We start from the raw sequence: 23,485 nt of genomic DNA, 5'->3' as shown, positions 1-23,485 counted from the left end.
GGTTGAGATGGCATCGCAAAAGCGATGTTTCAATTCCTTTTGCCTATTCGGCCGGCTGCTGGCGCGGCGGCGGCCGGTAGCCCAGCATCCGCCGGACAGGTTTCATGGTCATGATGCGGAACACGGCCGGGGTGAAATAAAGCCCGATCAGCGCCGATCCGCCGACCCCGCCGGCAATCCCGGCTGCCAGTGGCAGCCAGAAAGTATCGCCCGTCATCAGGATCGGCACAAATCCCGCCATCGTGGTCAGCGTGGTGGCAATGATATGCCGGGTGGCGTCCACCACCACCTCCCGCTGCGCGATCACATCATCGGCCAGCGCGTCCTCATTCGCCTGCAGCAAGGAGAGCACCACAATCGAGCTGTTGATCGCAATCCCGAACAGTCCAAGGCTGCCGACAATGGCATTGAATCCGAACGGCAGATTGAACAGCCACACCCCGAAGAAGGCATAGAAGACCGACAATATCCCGGCCGTCACGATCAGCAGCATCATCCGGAACGAGTTGAACACCAGCGTGATCGCCCCGGCCATCACCAGCATCAGCGGAATGCCCACGCTCGCCAGATTGCCAATGGCCTCCCCGGAATTTTCCGCTTCTCCCCCGATCAGCATGTCGTATTCCGGCGGCAGGACAAATCCGCTCGCCGCCAGCCGTTTCTGGAACTCCGCCATCGTCGGCGCCGGCAGCGTGTACGGCTCAAGATAAGCCAGAACCTGGTTGATCCGCAGCCCGTCGCGCCGCGAGATCGTGCCGGTTTTCGGCGTCAGCTCCATCGCGCCCAGCGCCGAAATCGGCGTCCCCGTCATGCCCGGCATCGCGCCGATGGTCTTGGACTGAAGATCGGAAAGCGACTGCCGCCGGCTGTCCGATCCGATGATGCGGACGGGCAGTTCCTCTGTCCCCTCCAGGATGGACCCGGCCCGGATACCCTCAAGCTCCGTATTCAGACTGGTTGCCAGATCCACCAGCCGTGAGCCCGCCATCGCGGCCGCCGCTTCATCGGCATTCAGCCGCAGCGTCGGCGCCCCCAGCTGCAGCGACCCGACCGTATAGGTCACCCCCGGCGTCTCGCCCAGAAGGGTGCGCAGCTCATTGCCCAGCCGGTTCAGCGTTTCGATATCGGGCCCGCGCAGGATCAGCTCGATCGGCGCATCCGCCGGTGGCCCCTGCTCGAACGGCAGCGTCAGAAAGCGTGCCGATGGAAACTCCTGCCGCACCTGCTGCTGGATCTCGTTGATGATCTCATGCGTGCGCGCCGCGCTGTCGAGTTGCACCCAGCCGGAGGCAAATCCCTCCACACCCTGCGTGTTGTTGATGGCATTGTAGTAAACCCGCGGCGACGGTTCCCCCAGAACCCAGGTCACGGATTTGACGCCCTCGCGCGCCAGGATGAATTCCGTCGCCCGGCGGGTGATTGCTTCAGCGTCGGCAATATCGGCCTCATACGGCAGGTTCAGCACCACCTGAAACTGGTCCCGCTCCGTAGGCGGAAAGAATTGCTGCGGCAATGTGCTGGTCAGCACCAGCCCCAGCACCGCTGGCGCCACTCCGATGAATATCCCCAGCGGCGGAAAGCGGAGCGCGGCCTCGATTGTGCCGCGATATCCGTCAGACAGGAAATCGAAGGTCACCCCGTCGCGCCACCAGCGTCTCGGCCGGCGCGCCTCGCCCTTCTCCCAGCCCCGCGTCCGGTCAAACCAGCCCGCCATGGCCGGAACAATCGTCACCGACACGAAGAAGGAGGCCGTGATCGCATAGATCACCGACAGCCCCACCATGCCGATGAACTCGCCCGCCGCCCCCGGCAGCATGGCAATCGGGGCAAAGGCCAGAACCGTCGTCAGCGTGGACGCTGCCAGCGGCGCAAATAACTGTTTCAGGCTGCGCTGCACCGCTTCCATCCGGCCATATCCCTTGGCCCGCCACTGATCGACATCATCCGCCATCACGATGGCATTATCGATCAGCAGACCGAGCGAAATGACGAGGCCGGTCACCGACATCTGATGCAACGGATGCCCGAACACATTGAACAGGATCAGCACCAGCCCGACCGTGAGCGGCATGGCAAAGCCAACCACAATCGCCGATCGCCACCCCATCAGGAAGAACAATACGGCAAAGACAATCAGCGCCGACATCAGCAGGTTCTGCGCCAGCCCGCTCAGCCGGTCATGCGTATAGACGCTCTGATCGAACACGATTTCTGCCGAAAGGCCCGGCGGCATGTTCACCGAAAAATCCGAAACGGCCCGGCGCGCGCTCTCAGACCAGATATCAACGCGCTGTTCCGGCGAGATATAGGCCGCCACCAGAACCGACCGGCGCCCGTTCTCATAGGCTGCCCGCGTGGAAGGCTGCTGCAGCCCCTTCTCGATGCGCGCCACATCGGCCAGCCGAAGGGAACTGCCATCCTGCCGCTGCAGCACGGGCACCTCACCGATCCGGGAAATGTTCGTGAACTCGCCCTGCACCTCAACGCCAATCGTGCCGCCCCCGGTGCGCAGGCGCCCTGCCGGGTTCTTTGAGTCCGCCGCCAGCACGGCGCTGGCCGCCTGGCTGAACGACAATCCCGCCGCCGAAAGCGCCTGCGCGTCCATCACGACACGCACTTCCTCAACCGGCATCCCGTAGGTCTGGGTCAGTTCGGTCGCGTTCAGCCTCTGAAACCGGTCCTGAAGGTCCAGCGCCAGCCGCCGCATGATCGGCAGGGGCGCCTCGCCCTCCCCATTCCATGTCAGCGAGACGATCATGGTGGCGGCGCCCACATATTGCCGCGTCACTTCCGGCTCGGATGCTCCGGGTGGGAACGATCTGCGGGCCTGCTCCGCCTTCTGCCGGATCAGCGACCAGGCATTGTCGACCTCCGTTTCAGTAAGGTCTTCCTGAATATCCAGACTGAGCTGCACCACCCCGCTGCGCGATATGGTGTCCACCTGCTTGACCTCGGGCAGCTCCATCAGCGCCGCTTCCAGCGGCTGGGCCACCAGGGCTTCCATCCGCTCCGCGTCCGCCCCCGGCAGGAACACGACAATCGATCCGAAGCGCTCCACCAGGGTGGGGTCTTCCTGCCGCGCCAGCGAGAACAGCGCGCCAAGGCCGCCCATCAGGATGACCAGAATTGTCAGGATCGTCAGCCGCGCATTGCGGAAGAAAAGCGTACTCACCCCAGCCCCCTCCGCGCCGTCAGCCGCCATTCGCCGTTTCGGCGTGTTGCACCTCACGGGGCAATACCTTCGCCCCCGGCGTTACCCGCTGAAGCCCGTCGACGATGATCCGCTCGCCGGGTTCCACAGGACCGCGCACAAAAGCGCGCTCTCCGGCGGGATAGACCATCTCGACCAGCCTTGGCTGCGCGCGCCAGTCATCGCCCTCGCCCACAACCGCGTAGACCGTCCACATGCCCCGATTGGCGCTCGACAGCGCCTTCAGCGGCACCCAGAAGCCCTTCTCCTCCAGCTTGCGTTGCATCTTGAGGCGCACGAGCGAACCTGCGGGAACCCCGCTGCTCGCCGGAACCTCAAACACCGCCGCCACCGTCCGCTGGGAAGCATCCACAACCCCCGTCACACTTCTCAGTACCGCGTCCACCGGGCCGGTTTCCGCTTCCAGCGTGTAAGTGTCGCCCGGCACCAGCTGCGGAACAATCCGCGCCGCAACGCCAATGCGTGCCTCCAGGTCTCCGGCTTCCACGAGTTCCAGAATGGCCTGCCCTGGCCCGGCAATCGCGCCCTCATCGGCAAAGCGGGCAACGATCATGCCATCATAAGGCGCGGTGATGCTTGCCAGATCTATTTGTACACGGAGCGTATCTGCCTGCGCCCTGGCCGCTTCCACACGTGCCATCGCCGTGGTGGCCTGCGCCACGAACTCTTCGACGCGCTGCGCAGACACATGCCCCTGCGCCTGCAACTGGCGCTGCCGATCGGCCGTATCCAGGGCCAGCTGGTGGGAAGTGCGGGCCTCTTCCACCACTGCGCGGGCCGAAGCCAGCTGCGCGCTGAGGCCGCGCGTATCCAGCCGGGCAATCGTCTGCCCTGCCTTTACCGTGTCGCCCACGCGCACATCAATCCGCTCGATGCGCCCGCCGGTCTGAAATCCCAGCCGGCTGGTTCGCCGCGCCTCGGCAATGCCGGTGAACAGCTCCTCGATATCCAGCTCGGTAAGATATTCCACCGGCGACACGCTGACGGCCAGAGGCTGAGGCTCGACCGTGGCTATCTTCGGCCCTTCCTTGCTGCGCAGCAGGCTCGCCGCTGCCAGCAGGCCTGCCATGATCGCGGCCATCAGCACAATGAATATCACGGCCTTCAGAAGGGTCGGGCGGCGCCGGCTGGGGGCGGGCTCGTAAGCGGTCTCAGAGGTCATTCGTCGTGCCCGGAACAAACTGGCGGTACTGGGGAAGCACACAGGCTGCGGAACAGCAGCCCGGCGTGAAACTGGAGGAAGTTGGCGGTATCGATCCTGCGATCCGGAAGCGGCAGAAGGCCGGGAAAGTCCGGCAGGTGGATCAGCAGAAGCGCTACGCCATGCATGGACGCCCAGAGAGACTTTGCGGCGACGTAGGGGTCAAAAGATGTGTCGAAGACGCCAATCTCCTGCCCTTCCCGGACAAGCCCCACAACGATCATGAACGCCTGGCCCTTATGGGTCTTCTCGAAATCCTCCCAGCAGTCCGTGCCATTCATGCCGGCACTCGGGTCTGCGGCCGAGGCAAAGGCGGCGGCATAGTGATAAGGACGCGCAATGGCGGTCTCGACATATTTGGCAAAGCACTGCCGCACGCGGGCCTCGAAAGGCAGGGTCGTAAGGGCCGCCCGGTCTACGGTCGACATCAGCCGCTCGAAGAAGGATTCCTTCAACTCGTCGAGCAGCTCCTCCTTGGAGCCGAAATACTTATAGATCGCTGCGGGCGAGTAATCGATTTCCTCGGCCAGCCTCCGGATGGAGAGGCCCGCCTCGCCCTCCTTGGAGAAGACGCGCTCGGCCGCGTCGAGAATCGCCGTGCGTACCCGCTGGCGGCGGCGCTCTGCAGGGCTTTCTTCCGGAAGGGTATCGGAGTCCAAAGTCGGCGCCTCAATGATTGTTCATTTAGTGAACACTGTTCACATTGAAGTGATACGCCGCCTCCAATTCCGTGGCAAGCAAATCATTGGCCCGAATCAGGCTTTGCGAACGCCTCGCAAAGGGCTAAGGCGATCTGTGTGACCAAGCTCTTCCCAGATCCCCCGCCCGCAGGCATTCCGCTTCTCGCCGCAAGGCCCGCGAATGCCGTCCGCAGCTTCCTGGCCCTGCGCAAATCCGCCAACAAGCTCTTCCTCAGCGAGCCGGGGCCCACCCCGGACGAATTGCAGGAACTGCTGACCATTGCCGTGCGCGTGCCCGATCACCGCAAGATGGCCCCCTGGCGGTTCATCACCTTCCAGGGCGACGCCCGCGCGCATTTCGGCAAGGAACTCGCCCACATTGCCGGCCGCAAGCCCGGCGCTGAACAACGCGACATTCTGGAAGCCGCCGGCCTGCCGCTGCGCGCCCCAACGGTGGTGGCGGTCGTCTCCTCCCCCACCGACGATGGCAGAACCCCCGTCTGGGAACAGGAACTCTCGGCCGGCGCCCTCTGCTACAACCTGCTGCTGGCGGCCAATGCCTGCGGCTGGGGCGGCGTCTGGCTGTCGGAATGGATCACCTTCAGCCCGGAGGTCGACGCCCTGCTCGGCCTGCGCGAAACAGAGCGCCTCGCCGGGTTCATCTATATCGGCACGGCCACCGCCCAGCCTCAGGAGCGTATCCGTCCGGACCTGCCGGGACTGGTCACAGCCTGGCCGGCCAAGTCCGCCGGGTGACCGGAAGTGTCCGGATTTGTCCAGAACTGTCCGGATTTGTCCGCGATCTGACCGGCTCAGCCACGCCCGCGATAGGACGCGACCCCCGTTTCGGGCACGTAGAGACCCTTCGGAACGTCGCCTGACTGCCAGAATACGTCGATGGGAATCCCACCCCTCGGATACCAGTATCCGGAGATCCGCAGCCATTTGGCCTCGGTGAACTCGAAGACTTTTTTCCCAATGGAAACAGTGCACTCCTCATGGAATGCCCCATGGTTCCGGAAGCTGGTCAGATACAGTTTCAGGCTCTTGGATTCGACCAGCCACGGCCCCGGCGCATAATCGATCACCAGATGCGCAAAGTCCGGCTGCCCCGTCACCGGACACAGCGACGTAAATTCCGGCGCCACAAACCGTGTCAGATAAAGCGTATCAGAATGAGGGTTTTCCACCCGCTCCAGCTGCGCCTCTTCAGGGCTCTGAGGTTGCGCCGTCTGCTGGCCGAGCTGGCCAAGTTTCTGATAGATCGGGTTGTCAGCCATTGGAAAGGATCGCCGGTACAGGAATGAGATCGAAGGTCAGGCCCATATAGAGGACATATCCCAGGAGCAACACCGCCCCCTCCCAGCGCGCCAGCTTCCGGCCGGTCAGCGCAAACAGGAACAAGAGCGCGACAGACAGGACCAGCGCGCCGATATCGATGGAACTCATGATGCTGACCGGCTCTGTGCCCGCGAGGGCCGCGGCATTGGCATCGCCGCGCACGCTGAAGGGTTTAACCAGCGCGGTAACACCCAAAATACCCAATATATTGAATATGTTAGATCCAATCACGTTCCCCAGGGCCACGTCCGCCTTCTTCCGGAAAGCCGCCACTACAGACGTCGCCAGCTCCGGCAGGCTGGTGCCGATCGCCACGATCGTCAGGCCGATCACCGTCTCGCTGATGCCGATCGACCGGGCGAGGGTCACAGAGCCCTCCACAAGCAGGTTGGCCCCTGCCACCACGCCGATAAGGCCCGCCACCGCAATGATGATCCCCAGCATCAAACCATACTGGGCATCCACCACTTCGCCCTCTTCCCGGTGCATCACAGCCGTATCGTCCTGGCGCCGCTGGTCGAGGACGAGGGAGATCACGAGATAGCTGATCAGAATCACCAGCAGTATGAAGCCCGAAATGCGGTTGAACTGGTCAAACCACAGCAGACCACACAGAATCGCCGTCGCCGCCACCATCACCAGCCCGTCGCGCATGATTGCCTTTGGGTGTACGATGATGGGCGACAGGATCACCGCAATCGCCAGCACCAGCAACACATTGGCGACGTTCGAGCCGACCACATTGCCGACGGAAATGCCCACAGCGCCCCGGCCCACCGCCTGCAGGCTGGTGACAAGTTCCGGCACCGATGTGCCGAATCCCACCAGTGTCAGACCGATGACAAGCTCAGAGATGTTGAGCCTGCGGGCCACGCTGACCGAGCCGCGCACGAGCGCTTCCCCGCCAACGAACAGCAGAACAAGCCCCGCCAAGATCATCAGATACATCATTTATCATTAATCCCACTGAAATCCGGACCTTATACTGTCCCCTGCATCAGAGTTACATGGGCCGGAAAAACTCGCCTGTGGAGGGCTGCAATCCGAGCTTCACGTTTCCTTCAGGATGATTGGGCCAGTTCTTGCAGGGAAATAGATCGGCAGAAAGCTGAATATTGGTAACCATGATACGCGGCGTTCCGAACTCTGGATTTAATCGGCTCCGGCCGATTGCTGGCGCCTGCCTGCTGGGCGCCGTCGCCGCCTGCGCGTCCATCAATGGAACGCAGAATGGAAATGGCGGGGCCAACGGCTCTGTTGCCCAGGGTCACTTTCATCTGGTCGGGGTGCCCCCGGCGCTCGCCGCCCGGGCGAACGCCCTGCTCAATACCGACCAGCCGGCACCGCGCAGCGTTCTGGAAAAGCGAAACCGCGCGCAGACGCTGGCGCGGTCCATAGAAGACCTTCTGGCATCTGAGGGATACCTCGCCGCCGAAGTGCGCCCGGAAGACTTCACCACGATGGAGGCCAGCGCCGCCCTCACGGTCGATTCCGGCCCGCGCTTCACCATTCTTTCTGTCGGCCTGAATGGCGCCGAGACGGTCGATCCGGAAACACGCAGGATCATTGACGGCCACCTTGCCAAGCTGCCATCCGGCAGTGTCGTAAAGGCTCTGGAAGTGGAGCGGGTTGAGGCCGAACTCGTCACCTCCCTGCAGATGCGGGGCTATGCGTTTGCCACAAGCCCCGGCATCGACGCTCTTGCCTCACGCGAAGATGCCAATGTCGAGATCACGTACACCGTTGATCCCGGCCCCCTTGTGCGCCTCGGCGAACTGCAAAGTGATGAAACCGATCCGCGCTCCCAGAAAGCCATTCAGGTTCTGAAGCCCTGGCGGGAGGGCGCCACCTACAACCCGCGCACGATCGACCGGCTGCGCAGCCGCCTGCGCTCCAGCGGCCTCTATGAGGGCATCGGCGTTGTCGTTTCCAGAGAGCCGGACGCAGACGGGTATCACACCGTCGCCCTCACCCTGACTGAAGCCAAACCGCGCTCGGTCAGCTTCGGTGTCAGCGCCTCCACAACCGAAGGCGTCGGCGCTGACGCGCGCTGGGAAAAACGCAACATCACCGGACGCGCGGACAAGGTCACCGTCAGCGCCGAAGCCGCCACACTCGCCAGAAGCCTCACCGCCGCTTATGAGCGGCCAAACATTGGCCGGTTCGGCCGCACGCTCACGACGGAAACCGGCATTCGCCAGGAAGAAACCCAGGCCTATGATCTGGATGGGGCGAAGATCGCCGCAACGCTCTCCCAACCCTTCACGCGCCAGCTCACGCTTTCCATCGGCGCCGCCATAGACGCCACGCGCATTACCGATCAGCGTACCCGGATTTATCTCGGCGAGCGCGAACAGGTTACCTTCTCCATCCCGGTAACAGCGGCGTATACGGATGTTGGTGATCCGCTGGACCCGCAGGAAGGCATCCGCGGCTTTGCCTCCGTCGAGTCCGGCATATCCGTGGGCAACAGCACACCGGGCTACACCCGCATGCAGATTTCTGGCGCCACTTACCGGAAAATTGCCAGCGATCTCGTGGCGGCCGTCCGCGCCGAATATGGCGCCTTTGCCGGCTCCAATGCCGTGCCAACCGACAGGCTGTTCTTCGCCGGAGGCGGCGGCACGGTGCGGGGGTACGAATACCAGTCCCTTTCCCCCACCGACGAGTTCGGCGAGTATTTCGGCGGACGCAGCCTCTTTTCGGCATCGGCAGAACTGCGCTGGCGGCGGTCGGAGCGGTTTGGCTATGCAGCCTTTGTGGATGTCGGCGCAGCCAGCGATGATCCGGGCACGGTTTTCAGCGACGCCAAGGCATCCGTAGGCCTTGGCATCCGCTACTATCCCGGGTTCGGCCCTATCCGGTTTGACATCGCCGCGCCCCTGAGCAAGCGCGATGGCGACGCGCCGCTGCAGATATACGTCTCCATCGGACAAGCCTTCTGATGAAGATGCCTGCACTTCCCCTGCAGGACTGGCGGCAACGCCACCCCTGGCTCGCCGGCGCCCTCCTTGCGGCAGCCGGCAGCGTCGCCGTGGTCGGCGCCGGAAGAGTGTGGATCACGACTGACAGTGGACGGAATTTCATTGTCTCGCAGATCGACGGTATGGATGTCGCCGGATATGGCCGGCTGCACGTTGAAGGATTGCGCGGAGACCCTCTCTCTGATCTTCGCGTCGGCAAGATACAGGTCATCAATGAAGGTGGGGTCTGGGCCGAAGCTCAGAATTTGCGTCTTCGCTGGTCGCCCCTGTCGCTGCTTTCGCGAACTGTAGACATATCCGAACTCGATATCGACACCGTATCGATTTTTGCGCGGCCCGAAAGAGAGCCTCGTCCGCCGTCTGAAGATGGCGGGCGTTGGCGCGTCAATCTCAATTCGCTCGTGCTGGACCGGCTGGTGCTGGCCGACGGCGTTGCCGGCCCGCAATCAGCCTCGGAGATCAGCGCACGCTTCGTGCAGCAGTCCAGTGGCGCGCTGGATGCCGCCCTTCGCCTGCGGCCGCTGGAGGGTCGCGGCGACCGCGTGGACCTGCTGATCGTCATGACCGCTTCGAAACGGTTTGACATCACCGTGATCGCAGACGCGCCCGCAGACGGCATGTTTGCACACATGCTCGAACTGGAACCGGGCTCAGCCGCGCGCCTTGAAGCCAATGGCGGCGGCGATCTGAAGAACGGCGTGGCGGAAGCGCGCTTCTCCATCGACCGGGAAGACAAGGCCTATCTTTCGGGCAAGATGGAGAATGGCCGGCTCAGCGCTTCGGCCAAGATCGACTCCACAGCCCTTCCGTTGCCGGATGATGTCATTTCCCTGCTCGGAAAATCAGCCGAGGCATCCCTCTCCGCCCGTCTCGATGGAAATGAAGCTCATTTCGAACTGGACGGGCTGATCGCGGAAGGCGAAGTTCATCTCGCCGGGCTCGCCGATCTCGACAAGCGCGAACTGATCGGCCCCGCCCATCTCAGCGCCGATCTCGCCTCGCTGCGGCCCTTCTGGAAGAACGGCGCCGGCGTGTGGCTGAATGGGGAGCTGACCTATGCTGGCGGCACTGCCGGCTATACCGGTGACATCCGCCTCGTGGCAGAAGAAGAGTCCGTTCTTCCTTTCGAGGCCGCCACGGGACGTGTCTCGGTGGGTTTTGCCGATGGAACTATTCCATTTGCAGGCAATCTGGAACTGCAGGGGCCCTTCCCGATCGGCGATCTTGCCAGAGCTGCGGCCGGCGACACGCCCACCGTCACCCTGACCGGACGCTTTGACCGGGCATCGGGAACGCTGACGCTCGAGGACAGCGACGTCCGCCACCAGACGGGATCCTTCAACCTGGCAGGCACCGTGGAAACCAGGGAAAACCGCCTCTCTCTGGCAGGGCGCCTTGATCAGAAAATTGAGCCTTTCGTAGCGGGGTTCTCAGGCTCAGCCGATGGTATCGTCAGCATCGAAGGACCGTTTTCATCCCTCGATGTTTCGACAAATCTTGCCCTCCGGAATCTTTCCGGGCCAGAGGCGGCCGGCGCGCTCGTGAACGGAAACGGCAACGCGGCGGCGTCCTTGCGCATAGCCGGCGGGGATGTCACCGCCCGGATGATCCGCGCCCGCCTGCCCGGCCTCAGCGCCGACATGTCGGGAACGCTCTCTGGCGCGGGTGGCCTCCGCCTTGATTTTACCGCGCAGCAGACGGCCGACCTCTCAACCAGCGGCACAACCTTGAATCTCGGCGCGATTGACGGGGCGATTTCCCGCCCCGGCGATACCATCCTCATCACAGCCGAGAGCGCTGACGGCTACGTGCAGAATGGCGCTCACAGGATTGATCGCCTTGCGGTAACCACATCGCTTGAACAGTCCGGCTCAAACATTGATGGCCCGGTGAGGGTTGCCGGCCGGTATGGTGATGAAAACATCGCGCTCTCCGCAATCCTGCAACGCCGCCAGCGCTCTACACGGATTGACGACATTGCAGGCTTTCTCGGTCAGCTGCAGATTGGCGGACATGCCGAATTCTCTGATGGCGGCGCGCTCGATGCGGCCGCACGCGTGTCCGGCAATGATTTCGTCTTCAGCGGCGTCGAGTTCGGGCGGATCGCTCTGGATGCCTCGGTCCGCCAATCCTCCGGAGAGCCGCTCTCCATTGTCTTGAACGCGGATGCCCGCAACACAATCGTTTCAGACGACGTGCGCTTCGAGCGCATCAACGCTGGCATCACGACCACCGAGCGTGGCTATCAATTTTCCGCAAAGCTTGAGGATCCGGCCCGCAACCGCCAGACGGACATGCGGGTGTCGGGAACCGCGTCTTTTTCGGGGGGCGCTCCCGAAGGCACGCTGTCGCTGCGCGGAATGATCTTTGGACAGACGGTTTCGACCCGGCGGGACGCCCGCTGGCGGCTGGGGGACACGCCCGAAGTGGACGCTGAACTCGGCATTTTCGGCGGCGTCGCCCAAGTGTCCCTGGACATGGTTGGCACAGCGCCGGAGTTCAAATTTGCCCTTGATAATGTGGATGTCAGCCCGGTCCTGTCTTCGTTTGGCGCGCTCGTCTCATCCGCGCGGATTGATGGCACGGGCTCGTTCCGTCCTTACGGGCTGACCCCCTCCGGAAGCTTTGACATCCGCAACAACAGCCCGGTGACCGGTCTGGACGGCGCCATTGACCTCGACATCAGCGGCAAGCTGGATGCGCGCCGCCTCTCCATTGATGGCAGCGCCAAGTATGGCCCTACCCTGGGCGGGGATTTCGCTTTCGCGCTTCCGGTCATTGCCCAGGAAGGGCAGATGGCGCGCCTCAATCATCAAGCCCCCCTGCTGGGGAATGCAAAGTTTAGCGGCGATCTTGAAGCCATCCGCCAGATTGCTCTGGCCTATGGCCACGACATTGGCGGAAAGCTCAACTCATCCCTCCGCCTCGCAGGCACGCTTGAGACACCGCAGATCGATGCCCGCGTCGATATTGCCGACGGCCTGTATGAATACGGCGCCATGGGTTTCCGGATCGCGCGATTCGATCTCAATGCCGCCCTGGAGAACGGCGCAATTAGCGTCAATGCCACCGGACAGGGGCCGGACGGCGGCAACCTTAAAGCCACAGGCCGGCTCGATCAGGGCGGCGAAGGCAAGGTCGACATCGAGCTCAGGCGGCTACTCGTCTATGATCGCAATTCGGACAGCATGCGGCTGTCTGGCACGGCGGCCCTTACCGAATCGGCCACAGACCGGGTCATTTCCGGCAGTCTCACTGTAGATGAAGCGCGCTATTCGCTCGACAATCTGCCCACCGCGGGCGTCAGGCGGCTGGATGTACGTTGGCGGGAAGACCTGTCGGACGAGCCGGCCGATCCGGTTCTGGAAAAACCCATCAAGTTCAATTTCCGCATCCAGTCGGATCGCCGGATTTTCATCGATGGGCGCGGTCTGGACTCCGAATGGGGCGTCAATGTCAGCGTCACCGGCTCTCCCGCCGCTCCGCTTCTCAATGGCCGCGCCACCCTGGTTCGTGGGGAACTGGAGCTTGCGCGCCGCCCCTTCGTCTTTGACGCAGGCACGGTCACCTTCGACGGACCGATCGATTCGGCCAGAGTTGCGATCAGCGCGGCACGCGTGGTCGACGGTTTCTCCGCCAGGATCGATGTCACCGGCTCCCCGACAAGCCCGAGGATCGAACTCACCAGCACGCCGGACCTCCCGGCCGACGAAATTCTGGCCAGAATGCTGTTCGGGCGCTCGGTCATGGACCTGTCAGCGCTGGAAGCGGCCGAACTGGCCAATTCGATTGCCCGCCTCAGTGGCCAGGGCGGCGGACTTGATCCCCTTGGCCAGATCCAGGCAGGCCTCGGTCTCGACCGCCTGCGTCTGGGCTTGAGTGATGAAGGTACTACAGAACTGGGGGTGGGACAGTATCTGGCGCCGGATGTCTATCTGGAGGTGACGACGGCTGGCGCGGCCGGGAATTCTGTAGAAGTTGAATGGCAACCCCGCCCTCAGATTTCTGTTACGTCCGAAGCCCGATCTACTGGTGAATCAAGGATTTCTGTCCGCTGGAAGCGAGATTACTAGTATTTAAGGCGATTGTCTGGAATTGGGATTGCAAGATACCTCCACGCCTCCGACATGAACGTTAAGCCCACGCCCCTCGGCGTTTCAAATATTTGGCAAGCGTTTCAGAAATTTATGCACCACAAAACTTGCTAGAACGCCTGTCACTTAGGAGACAGATTAAAACCTAAAGGTGGAAAATGATGCAAGAAGAAATCCGGGCCGCTGGTTCCCGCTCTCCCACAAAGGTTGACCAGCAGGTCGGCGAAAAAATCAGGGAACTCCGCATTGCTCAGAACTTCACCCTGTCCGAGCTTGGCCAGGAACTGGGCATTAGCCATCAGCAACTCCAGAAGTACGAGACCGGCACGAACCGGCTCAGCGCAGGTATGCTTTCCAGCGTCGCCCGCGCCCTCCGCGTGCCGATTGCCGAACTGTTTCAGACCTCCGACGCCGCTTCGCAGGAATCAAGAGACCCGGTGAGCGAATCACGCGCCCGCTGTCATGCTCTGATCGACCGCACGAGCTCCGTTGCCAAACTTGAGACGATGGCGAAGGTTCTTCGCGCGCTCTCCGCCGATTGAGTTGGCTCCCTCGGAAAGCAAAAAGCCGGAGCAGTGATGCTCCGGCTTTTTTCTTGGCTGCCAGCCAGGGACAGATCCCCCGCTCAGTTCACGCGGACATACGGCCCACGCAGCGTGTAGACGTCCGGCCCCATGGCAACGTCGAGGTTGAGGTATCCTTCAGCGCCTGTGCCGCGCGGATCGCGAATACGCTCACCGGTACCGCGAAGCAGGGTTGCCCCCGCGCCATCGCTGAGCGACCAGCTCACCGGGGTCATGCCGCGGGCAGCAAGGTCCACACGCAGGCTCTCTGCGCCGCTCGAATTGACCGGCAGCGGCCGTTGCAGCTGCCCCTCAACACGCGCCAGCAATTGCACGACATAAAGCCGGCCATCCTGCTCGACTGCGCCGATCCCGACATGATCGAAGCCTGACCGCAGCAGGTTCGCCTTGTTGGCCGGATCAGACATCAGTGCCGCCAGCACGGTTTCTGCGCTGGTGCCAGCATCCACGATGGCAATTGCCGTCCCGAACGCGCTGTAAAGCGTCTGCCGGTCAGCCTGCCGGACATGATCAAGCAACGTTCGGCCCTCGGGGGAGACGTCCGCCGCATAGTGCCGGCGCGCCATGTCCCTTGCATGCTCCTGGGCAACGAGGGACAGTTTCTGATGCTCCGCCAATTCCGCCAGGCCGGCATCCTGCCGGACACCATCCATTGCAGTAAGAAGATCTCTACTGACGTTCGAACGGTCTGCCGCAGCAATCATGCCGTTCGATTCTCCGGGTGAGAAACGCGCCGGCGAACCGGCTTCCGAAAGGGCCACCCCTGGCGCCGCAATCGCCAGAGCGAGGAGTGACAAAGCTCTGTATTTCCACTGTAACATAACTGTCACAGTACATATTTTACATATTTGCGTCAATGAGATACATAATATGGTATATTCCGTGTAGATCGATTTTTAATCAGCCTACGTTGTTTTTTGGTGTCATCTGATCGTCACATCCCTGCACTATTCACGCCACAGGAATGGTGCTGCGATGACAAACACGACTATCAGCGATGAGTGGCTGACCTTCACATGGGTGCGCCTGAGATCAGGGGTGGAGCCGCATGAGGTCAAACGCCTGCTCATCAAGAACGGGTTTGACGACGCGGCGGTACGCGCACTCATGCGCGCTGCCTATGACGGCCGCCGGCCGGTCTCAGATGTGGACCATGCCGCACTCGCCAATGCCCCCCTCACCCGGCGGGCTCTGAACCATCCCCTGCTGCGGCGGGTTCCTGTGTCCAAGGCACAGCTCTATGTCTGGCCTAATTTCCTTGTTCCTGAGATCTGCGACCAGCTGATCGCCCTTACAGATGAGCGCCTGCGTGCTTCCACCACTACAGATGTCTTCGCTGACCCGAAGATCCGCACGTCACGCTCCTCCGATATCGGCTCGCTTGGCCACAACCTGGTGATGCAGCTGGACGAACTCATCGCCGAAGCCCTCGGCGTTCACTGGTCCTATTCCGACGCCACGCAAACGCAGCGCTATGATGTCGATCAGGAATACAAGGCGCACTATGATTATTTCATGCCGGGAACCAGGGATTATCAGGTTCACTGCCAGTTCACCGGCCAGCGCACCTGGACCTTCATGATCTATCTCAATGATGTGGAAGAAGGTGGCGGCACCCGGTTTCGCAGGCTTGAGAAAACCATCATGCCCGAAAAGGGCAAAGCCGTGATCTGGAACAATCTGAATCCGGACGGAACCGTAAATCCGTACACGATCCATCACGGGATGAAGGTACGCTCGGGCGTGAAATACGTCATTACCAAATGGTTCCGGGAACGGGGTTGGGGGGAGATGTTTCCCGCCGAATACTCCACAAATCTGTAATGTTGCCAAGGTGTCACACAAGTCGCGCTGCGCGACAGCTTCATGTAAGTGTCATCTAAACTTCCCGTAAGTGTTGCAATCAAATCTTAAGGCTCCGCGCTGCGGGCAGACGGCAGTTAACGTCTGGCGAGCGCGGCGGGGGAAACCGTCAGCGCGCCCGCTCAGGGTTCATGACGGAGACATTGATGTTGACCAAGAATAACTTCCGCGCGGTGCTTCTCGGCTGCGCTGCAGTCGCGCTGCTTGGCGCTTGCAGCGGCGCCGACGGCGTCGCCTCGCCTGGCGTTGGCGCGTTCGTACCGCCGCCGTCGGCGCCCACCACCCCGACCACCCCAACCACTCCGACCACCCCAACCACCCCGACCGGCGGTCCGGCTGCTGATTGCCCGGCCGGTTTTGCAAATATCGGCGTTCTTGCTGACAACCGCATCTGCCAGCTGCCCAGCACCATCACTGGCAACCTCGTGGTTCCCAAGCGGGCCGGCACGCTCTACTCAATCGCTGGCCGCACCCAGGTGGGTACAGATCTCGGCCGTGACCCGAACGCCCCAATTGCGGGCCGCCAGTCGGGCATCCTGACGATCGAGCCGGGCGTCACGCTGTTCGGCAACTCGGGTGGCGACTACCTTCTCGTGAACCGTGGTTCGCAGATCTTCGCTGAAGGCGCAGCCAACGACCCGATCATTATGACGAGCCGCACAGACATCGAAGGAAACACCACCGAGAACTCGATTGGCCAATGGGGCGGTCTTGTGATCCTGGGCCGTGCTCCGACGACGGATGGCTGCGGCGCTGTAACCCCTCCGAACATCGCCTGTGAGGCACAGGTGGAAGGCGCAGACGCATTCTACGGCGGCAACACACCGACCGACAACAGCGGCCGTATCCGCTACCTCCGCCTCTCCTACTCCGGCTTTGAAATTGCGCCGAACAACGAACTCAACGGCATCACCCTGGCCGGCGTCGGCAACGGAACCACGTTTGAGTACGTCCAGGTTCACAACAGCTCGGATGACGGCATCGAGATCTTCGGCGGCAACGTGAACCTCAAATACATCGTGCTGACTGGTATCGATGATGATGGCTTCGACACCGACTCCGGCTGGCGCGGCGCGGCTCAGTTCGGCATCGTTTATCAACGCTCGGGTGGCGGGGACTTTGGCTGGGAAACCAGCTCGCGCGGCACCAACACGGCTGACTTCTTCACCCGTCCGACCTACGCCAACTGGACAGTCGTCATGCGTGAAAACAGCACGCGGGACGCCATCGTCCACAATACCGGCCACACGGCGCGCGTTTACAACACGGTTATCCGCCATCCGGGCAACCATCAGTGCGTGAACATCGCCACCAACTCGACGCTGAACAATCCGAACGGCGTTGACGGCAACGGTCCGCTCTATCGCTCGGTGTTCTTCTCCTGCGCCGGCGGCAATGGTGATGGCGGCGCGGCTGGCACCACGCCGGCAACCGACATCCCGGATGCCACCGTCGAAGCGCTGCTGACCCACCCCACCAACGTGCTGAACGGAACCTCCACCCTGACGGGCGGGTTCATCAACGGCGCGAACGAGAACGCTGTTACCGCATCTGCCTTCCCCACCGCGCTGAACGCAGGGGTCGGTCTGGGCACGAGCAACACGTTCATCACGGGCTTCCTCACGCCGGTCGACTATATCGGCGCCGTCCGCAATGCGAACGACACCTGGTATGCGGGTTGGACCTGCAGCCTGCCCGGCCAGCCGACCTGCCATTAATGCCATGACCATGACGGAGGCCTCTCAACCGGGGCCTCCGTTTCTTCTCATCTCAAGCATCCATTCAGGATCTTATCTCATGAAATTCAGCTCGCTGTCCCTCCGGACCCTGCTGATCGCTTCGACAGCGATCCTCGTGCCGGCTTTCGCATCGGCTCAATCCGAAAATTCCACCGAAACCTCCCCTGAGGCGGCAGCACCCGAAGCTCAGGATCTTAAACTTCAGGAGGTTGTGGTTCTTGGGCGTTATATCCCGGAAGTGCTGCGCAGCACCTCTGAGGTTGCCGCGTTCCTCGCGCCGGAAGACCTTGCGCGTCAGGGCGACTCCGACGCCGCCTCCGCTTTGGCACGCGTAACCGGCATCACGATTGCCGAAGGCCGCTTCGTCTATGTGCGCGGCCTGGGTGAGCGCTATTCTGCTGCCCGCCTTAACGGTTCCCCCCTTCCGAGCCCGGAACCGCTCCAGCGCGTCGTTCCGCTCGATCTCTTCCCTACGAACATTCTCGAAAACGTCCTTGTCCAGAAGACCTACTCGGTTGAGTATCCGGGCGAATTCGGTGGTGGCATCATCGATCTTCGCACGCTGAACATCCCCAAGGAACGCTTCCTCGAACTCAGCGTCTCGGGCAGCTACAATACCGAAACGACCGGTAAGGACGGCATCACGCATTACGGCGCCGACAGCGATGTACTCGGCTTTGACGATGGCACACGCAAGATCCCCGGCCTGGTGCGCCAGGCTATGGCTACCGGCAATCGGATCCAGAACAACAACTTCACCAACGCCGAACTGCAGGCTATGGGCCAGGCATTCACCAATGCGCCCATCAACCTGATCCAGTCGAATGACAGCATCCCGATGAACGGCAGCTATGAAGCTTCTGGCGGGACGTCCTTTGATCTCGGCGGCGCAGAACTCGGCATCATCGGTGTCCTTGGCTACAGCAATGAATGGCGTACGCGGGATGGCCGGCAGGAAGTCGGCGAGATCAACGGCGGCATTCTCAGCGCCACCTCTACCTATGATTATCTGACTACGGAGCAAAACATCGGCTGGGACGGCCTCTTCGGCGTCGGTCTTGATTTTGGCGATGACAAGTTCAACTGGACCAATCTCTACGTCCGCCGCACCACGAAACAGACGAGCATCCGCGAAGGATACGACGATCTGGCGTCGCGCGATGTGCGGGATGACCGCACGGGTTGGTATGCCCGCGAACTCTACAGCACCCAGATCAACGGCGACCACTATCGCGGCCCGTGGACTCTCGACTGGAGAGCCGCGCTTTCCCAGACCAAGCGCGATGCTCCGTATGAGCGGGCCACGCGCTTCATATTCAGCGACCTCACCAACAGCTATATCTACGATCCTTCGGGTTCGGGCTCGTCGAACAGCACGACGTTCTCCTTCCTCGACGATAAGGTTGTAAGCGGTGGCGCCGATCTGAAATATGTTCAGGCGCTCTCCTCCGCCCGCGACATCGAATACTCGGCGGGGGTGGAAGCCTATCAGAACGAACGCAGCGCCCAGGCGCGCATCTTCAGCTTCATTGTGGGCAATCCGCCACTGGATTTCCTCGTGTCGCAACAGCGCCCGGACTTCCTGTTCGCAAACTACAACATCAATCCTGATCTCTTTGTCCTGCGCGAAACCACTGGCTCATCCGGTGCGGCCGCTTATGACGCAGACCTGAAGGTCTTCGGCGCCTATGCGAAGGTTGATGCGGAAATCATTCCTCTGGTGCGCACCGCTGTCGGCCTGCGTTTCGAAGACGCTACCCAGTCGGTAACGCCCCTCTCACTGATCTCCTCAGAAACTGCGCCGGAAGCGCCGCCGGAACTGGAAAACCAGTACCTGCTGCCGGCCCTTACCCTGACCTGGAACTTCGCCGAAGATCAGCAGCTTCGTCTGGGGGCTTCCAAGAGCATCGGCCGCCCGCAGTTCCGCGAACTTGCGCCCCAGCAGTATTACGACACGGACAGCGGCCGGACCTTCATCGGTAACCCCTACCTGACCGATACGGAAATCCTGAACCTCGACGCCCGGTACGAAATGTACTTTGATCGCGGCCAGGCCGTGACCGCGGGCGTTTTCTTCAAGCAGCTCGACCGTCCGGTGGAATCTGTCGTGGTTCAGCAGAGCGCCTCGGTTTTCCAGACCTACCTCAACGCGCCTGAAGCCATCCTCTACGGCGCCGAGATCGACTTCAAACGTGTTTTCGACAGCCCGATCAAGGGAGCCTTCTTCGACTCGAAGGAATTCCTGGTGCAGGCCAACTACACCTACACCACATCTGAGGTGAAGGCCGGCTCCGGAGACGTGGTGTTTCCGCTGCAGGCGGGCGGCCAGCCCCGTCCCGCTACGGACTTCATCATCGATGGCACGCGCCTTCAGGGGCAGTCGGAGCATATCGCCAACCTGCAGATCGGCTGGGAAGACGAGGCTGCCCGTTCGCAGCTGACCCTTCTTGCCAACTATGCCAGCGAGCGGGTCACCGCCCGCGCGCCGGCCGGCCAGCCTGACTTCCTGCAGGATCCGGGCATCAACCTTGATCTCGTCTACAAGAAGGGCTTCGACCTTCGCGGCAAAGCCTTCACGCTCGATATCAAGGCGAAAAACCTCCTCCAGGAGGATTTCGAGGAATATCAGACCGGCAATGACGGCTATGTGCGGGTAAACCAGTACGAAGTCGGCACAACCCTGTCCGTTGGCCTCAGCGCGGCATTCTAACTCTGGTTAATTTTCCCGCCACCAGAGAAGCCGGATGAGATTCGAGGCGCAGCAGGATATAATCACCTGCTGCGCCTCATATTTTTAGTGAAGTCTGAAGCCTTTCGAGCTACGGAAAACCGGATACATTTCTACGCTCGATCTGCTGATAACCTGTTCACTCAGGCCAGTGTTCGTCTCAGAACTGTCGCAAGAGTGTGATTAAGAAGCTCTGTATCTCGCAGGAGTCTAAGGCTGATGAAACTGTTCGGACCGGAAGGCGGCACTCGGCTGGCGTATGGTTCGATCGGCCGTACCGCGATCGAAGCTGCCCTCGCCCTCACCACAGGCCTGCTGCTGGCCCGTTTCGCCTGGCTCATTGCCGCGCCGGGTGACGGCGCCAGCGCCCTTCACCAGATCCCCGCTGTCACCGGCGCGGCCGGTGCACAGACCTCGCTGGCACTGCTGACCCAGACAGACCCCTTCCGCGCCAGCGCTGCCGAGCCCAGCCAGATCGCCGTTCCCACCTCTCTCAATCTGAAGATCGCCGGCCTGCGCTGGTCGGACGGGGCCGCCGGCTCCAGCAGCGCGGTCCTGATCCTGCCGGATAACACCCAGAAGCGCTTTTCCATCGGTGAACAGATCGTTTCGGGCGCCGTCCTGGAAACCGTCGCGGCAGACCGTGTGTTCCTGCGCTTCAACGGCCAGCTTCAGGAACTTCTCCTGAACGATCCGAACAAGCCGCTGTTTGCCGGCTCGTCTTCATCGTCCAGCGCCGCGTCTGTCAGCATCCAGCCGGCTCAACCGGCGCCGCCAACATCCTCTGCGCCTCCCGCTGGCTCAAGCGCCGCGCCGGTCACCCCTGCGCTGCTGCTGACAGATGTGGATATGCAACCGGAACTGCGCAACGGCGCCGTGGCCGGCTACCGCCTCTCCCCCCGCGGCCAGGGACACTTCCAGTCAGCCGGCCTTGAGGCGGGCGATATGGTCCTGCGCGTCAATGGCGCCAGCATCGAGGGCATGGGCCCCGAGGCGATCCAGTCTGCAGTAATGAGTTCTCAATCGATCGCGCTTGATGTTGTCCGCGACGGCGCCATCGTCCGCCTACGGCTTTCCCCCGATTCCGGCCTCTCTCAATGACCAAACGTATATTGCTCGCGGCTGCGGCTGCGCTCACCGCCACACAGTTCGCGGCCGCCCAGGCGCCTGCGCCGTCTCAGGACAAGCACGTCCTGAACCTTGAAGATGTCGAGTTGAACACGCTGATCGAAGACATCTCCATGCTGACGGGATACACATTCGTCACGCACCCGGATGTCCGCAAGGCGCGCGTATCGGTCGTCTCGCAAACGCCGATGTCGACCCAGGAACTCTTCCAGGTATTCCTGACGACGCTGCGCATTCAGGGCTTCGCTGCCGTTCCCGCCGGCAAGGACACTTACCGCATCGTGCCCCGCGCCATCGCGTCCACCGAAGCGCCGATGTCGGGCCCCGGTGCCAACGCGTTCATCACCGAAGTCATCAAGCTTAACCGCGCGAATGCGATGGAAACCGCGCAGATGATCAAGCCCCTGCTCGACTCGCAGGGTCAGGTTGTCGCCAATGCGGCCACCAACACGCTGGTCGTTGTCGACTATGCGTCCAATCTCGAGCGCGTCCGCCGCATCATTGAAACCGTGGACCGCGATCAGACCGTGACGGAAACAATTCCGTTGGCGAACGTTCCGGCCGCAGAAATAGAAACCGTCCTTACACGGCTTCAGGGTGACGCCGGCGGCCAGGGCGGCCAGACCATCAATCGCCTCTCTGCCGTTGCCTCCCTCACCAGCAACTCCATTATCCTGCGGGGCGACGCCACCTCAGTTGACCGCGCCAAACGCGTCGCGCTCGAACTCGACGCCACCAACCCCCAGCGCGATCATGTCCGTGTCATCACGCTGAACTATGCCGACGCCGCAGAAGTCGTTCCGATCCTCGAGCGCGTGGCCAACAGCATGGCCATGCAGCGATCGCCGGCAGAGACCGCGCCCGTCTCCCAGACGATCGCCCATCACGGGCCCACCAACTCCATCGTCATCAGCGCAAATCCTGAAACCATCCTCGCCATGGAGCGCGTGGTCACGGCGCTAGATGTCCGTCGGCCGCAGGTGATGGTCGAGGCCATCATCGTGGAGATGTCGGATGATGCGGCGCGCGAGCTTGGCCTGCAATTCCTGCTTTCCGGCACGGGCGGCGAAGTTCCCTTTGCCTCGACCAACTTCTCGCGCGCGGCGCCAAATCTCCTTGCCCTGACGGGCGCGCTCGTCACGGACGCCTTCTCCGATCCTGCGGCCACCAACCCCTTCCGGGATGCGGCCATCAGCTCACTGACGGGTTCCTCAGGCCTCACCCTCGGTTTCGGCGGCACATCCGGCGACAATCTCTTCGGCGTCATCCTCAATGCCGTTCAGGACGATACATCTTCGCGCATCCTGTCGACCCCCTTCGGCATGACGCTGAACAACGCGACCTCCGCGCTCATCGTTGGCCAGGAAATTCCGGTCACCACAGGCCAGGTTCTGGGGGACGCAAATTCCAACCCCTTCCGCACAGTCGAGCGCAAGGACATCGGTATCCAGCTCGAAGTCACCCCCCGTATCGGCGAGAACGACACCGTCCGCCTCGACATCCGCCAGGAAGTCTCCAGCGTGTTCGGCAGCGTCGGCACGGTGACGCCCGACCTGATCCTCGACAAACGCGAAATCCGCGCCAGCGTCCTGGCAGATGACGGCGAGATCATTGTCCTGGGCGGTCTCGTCGAACAGACAGACACGCTGCGCGACACCAAGGTCCCCGTGCTGGGAGACATTCCCGGCGTCGGCCGTCTCTTCCGGTCCGAAGGCAAGGCCGCCACGCGCCGCAATCTCATGGTCTTCATCCGCCCCACCATCGTCCGCAGCAAGGCCGACGCCCAGGCGGTCACCCAGCAGAAATACCTCTACGTTCAGGCAGAGGAACTGATGCGGGACAAGACACCCGGCGGTACGGTCGACCAGTTTGTCCGCGAGGTTCTCGGAACAGGCGGCCCGGCTTCCCAAGCGGTCCAGCCTCCGCGATAAT

The 23,485-nt window shown here is 62.1% G+C and carries 15 protein-coding genes; 9 read left to right on the top strand and 6 right to left on the bottom strand.

The window, feature by feature from the left end; all coding sequences use genetic code 11:
• Window positions 1-43: 43 nt before the first annotated feature.
• From C0456_RS01570 to C0456_RS01560, 3 genes are read right to left on the bottom strand one after another with little or no spacing between them, the layout of a single operon-like run.
• Window positions 44-3,172 (bottom strand): efflux RND transporter permease subunit, encoded by a 3,129-nt coding sequence (locus C0456_RS01570; RefSeq protein ID WP_291047631.1) that lies wholly within the window; start codon window positions 3,170-3,172, stop codon window positions 44-46.
• Window positions 3,173-3,191: 19 nt separating this feature from the next.
• The gene (locus C0456_RS01565; protein WP_291047630.1) at window positions 3,192-4,373 is read right to left on the bottom strand and encodes an efflux RND transporter periplasmic adaptor subunit; all 1,182 of its coding nucleotides are present in this window, start codon (window positions 4,371-4,373) and stop codon (window positions 3,192-3,194) included.
• Window positions 4,370-5,071, bottom strand: coding sequence for a TetR/AcrR family transcriptional regulator (locus C0456_RS01560; protein ID WP_291047628.1), 702 nt, complete (start codon window positions 5,069-5,071; stop codon window positions 4,370-4,372). Before C0456_RS01560 ends, C0456_RS01565 begins: the two co-directional genes overlap by 4 nt.
• A 138-nt stretch (window positions 5,072-5,209) precedes the next feature.
• On the opposite strand from C0456_RS01560, the gene C0456_RS01555 reads away from it, so the two are divergent.
• Window positions 5,210-5,848 (top strand): nitroreductase, encoded by a 639-nt coding sequence (locus C0456_RS01555; protein ID WP_291047626.1) that lies wholly within the window; start codon window positions 5,210-5,212, stop codon window positions 5,846-5,848.
• 56 nt (window positions 5,849-5,904) lie between these two features.
• On the opposite strand, the gene queF is transcribed toward C0456_RS01555, so the two are convergent.
• Complete coding sequence (gene queF / locus C0456_RS01550; protein WP_291047624.1) at window positions 5,905-6,372, bottom strand: preQ(1) synthase; 468 nt, start codon at window positions 6,370-6,372, stop codon at window positions 5,905-5,907.
• The gene (locus C0456_RS01545; RefSeq protein ID WP_291047622.1) at window positions 6,365-7,381 is read right to left on the bottom strand and encodes a calcium/sodium antiporter; all 1,017 of its coding nucleotides are present in this window, start codon (window positions 7,379-7,381) and stop codon (window positions 6,365-6,367) included. The genes queF and C0456_RS01545 overlap by 8 nt, the downstream gene beginning before the upstream one ends.
• Window positions 7,382-7,557: 176 nt before the next feature.
• On the opposite strand from C0456_RS01545, the gene C0456_RS01540 reads away from it, so the two are divergent.
• The 3 genes from C0456_RS01540 (at window position 7,558) to C0456_RS01530 (ending at window position 14,053) form a co-directional block, all read left to right on the top strand.
• Window positions 7,558-9,378 (top strand): autotransporter assembly complex family protein, encoded by a 1,821-nt coding sequence (locus C0456_RS01540; protein ID WP_291047620.1) that lies wholly within the window; start codon window positions 7,558-7,560, stop codon window positions 9,376-9,378.
• Window positions 9,378-13,490: a translocation/assembly module TamB domain-containing protein gene (locus C0456_RS01535; RefSeq protein ID WP_291047618.1), complete on the top strand. Its 4,113-nt coding sequence runs from the start codon at window positions 9,378-9,380 to the stop codon at window positions 13,488-13,490. The genes C0456_RS01540 and C0456_RS01535 overlap by 1 nt, the downstream gene beginning before the upstream one ends.
• A 179-nt stretch (window positions 13,491-13,669) precedes the next feature.
• Complete coding sequence (locus C0456_RS01530; RefSeq protein ID WP_051612387.1) at window positions 13,670-14,053, top strand: helix-turn-helix transcriptional regulator; 384 nt, start codon at window positions 13,670-13,672, stop codon at window positions 14,051-14,053.
• Between the two features lie 83 nt (window positions 14,054-14,136).
• On the opposite strand, the gene C0456_RS01525 is transcribed toward C0456_RS01530, so the two are convergent.
• Complete coding sequence (locus C0456_RS01525; RefSeq protein WP_291047614.1) at window positions 14,137-14,892, bottom strand: CAP domain-containing protein; 756 nt, start codon at window positions 14,890-14,892, stop codon at window positions 14,137-14,139.
• Between the two features lie 178 nt (window positions 14,893-15,070).
• On the opposite strand from C0456_RS01525, the gene C0456_RS01520 reads away from it, so the two are divergent.
• The 5 genes from C0456_RS01520 to gspD all read left to right on the top strand — a co-directional run bounded on the left by C0456_RS01520 (window position 15,071) and on the right by gspD (window position 23,484).
• On the top strand, window positions 15,071-15,919 hold the full coding sequence (locus tag C0456_RS01520; RefSeq protein ID WP_291047613.1) for a 2OG-Fe(II) oxygenase: 849 nt from the start codon (window positions 15,071-15,073) through the stop codon (window positions 15,917-15,919).
• Between the two features lie 185 nt (window positions 15,920-16,104).
• Complete coding sequence (locus C0456_RS01515; RefSeq protein ID WP_291047612.1) at window positions 16,105-17,676, top strand: hypothetical protein; 1,572 nt, start codon at window positions 16,105-16,107, stop codon at window positions 17,674-17,676.
• Between the two features lie 79 nt (window positions 17,677-17,755).
• On the top strand, window positions 17,756-20,407 hold the full coding sequence (locus C0456_RS01510) for a TonB-dependent receptor (RefSeq protein ID WP_291047611.1): 2,652 nt from the start codon (window positions 17,756-17,758) through the stop codon (window positions 20,405-20,407).
• A 237-nt stretch (window positions 20,408-20,644) separates the two neighbouring features.
• On the top strand, window positions 20,645-21,526 hold the full coding sequence (locus C0456_RS01505; protein WP_291047610.1) for a type II secretion system protein N: 882 nt from the start codon (window positions 20,645-20,647) through the stop codon (window positions 21,524-21,526).
• Window positions 21,523-23,484, top strand: a complete 1,962-nt coding sequence (gspD, locus tag C0456_RS01500; RefSeq protein WP_291047608.1) for a type II secretion system secretin GspD — start codon at window positions 21,523-21,525, stop codon at window positions 23,482-23,484. Before C0456_RS01505 ends, gspD begins: the two co-directional genes overlap by 4 nt.
• The last annotated feature ends 1 nt before the right edge of the window (window position 23,485 follow it).

Source organism: Hyphomonas sp., assembly GCF_013823385.1.
In the GTDB taxonomy this organism is placed as follows: domain Bacteria; phylum Pseudomonadota; class Alphaproteobacteria; order Caulobacterales; family Hyphomonadaceae; genus Hyphomonas.
Note: the sequence above shows the minus strand (reverse complement) of the source record. Positions and strands in the feature narration are given on the sequence as shown.

Excerpts from the sequence above, each read along its gene's own strand:
- C0456_RS01515 (WP_291047612.1), top strand. The coding sequence starts at position 16,105 with ATGTTGACCAAGAATAACTTCCGCGCGGTGCTTCTCGGCTGCGCTGCA.
- gspD (WP_291047608.1), top strand. The coding sequence starts at position 21,523 with ATGACCAAACGTATATTGCTCGCGGCTGCGGCTGCGCTCACCGCCACA.
- C0456_RS01530 (WP_051612387.1), top strand. The coding sequence starts at position 13,670 with ATGATGCAAGAAGAAATCCGGGCCGCTGGTTCCCGCTCTCCCACAAAG.
- queF (WP_291047624.1), bottom strand. The coding sequence starts at position 6,372 with ATGGCTGACAACCCGATCTATCAGAAACTTGGCCAGCTCGGCCAGCAG.
- C0456_RS01535 (WP_291047618.1), top strand. The coding sequence starts at position 9,378 with ATGAAGATGCCTGCACTTCCCCTGCAGGACTGGCGGCAACGCCACCCC.
- C0456_RS01540 (WP_291047620.1), top strand. The coding sequence starts at position 7,558 with ATGATACGCGGCGTTCCGAACTCTGGATTTAATCGGCTCCGGCCGATT.
- C0456_RS01520 (WP_291047613.1), top strand. The coding sequence starts at position 15,071 with ATGACAAACACGACTATCAGCGATGAGTGGCTGACCTTCACATGGGTG.
- C0456_RS01505 (WP_291047610.1), top strand. The coding sequence starts at position 20,645 with ATGAAACTGTTCGGACCGGAAGGCGGCACTCGGCTGGCGTATGGTTCG.
- C0456_RS01545 (WP_291047622.1), bottom strand. The coding sequence starts at position 7,381 with ATGTATCTGATGATCTTGGCGGGGCTTGTTCTGCTGTTCGTTGGCGGG.
- C0456_RS01565 (WP_291047630.1), bottom strand. The coding sequence starts at position 4,373 with ATGACCTCTGAGACCGCTTACGAGCCCGCCCCCAGCCGGCGCCGCCCG.
- C0456_RS01510 (WP_291047611.1), top strand. The coding sequence starts at position 17,756 with ATGAAATTCAGCTCGCTGTCCCTCCGGACCCTGCTGATCGCTTCGACA.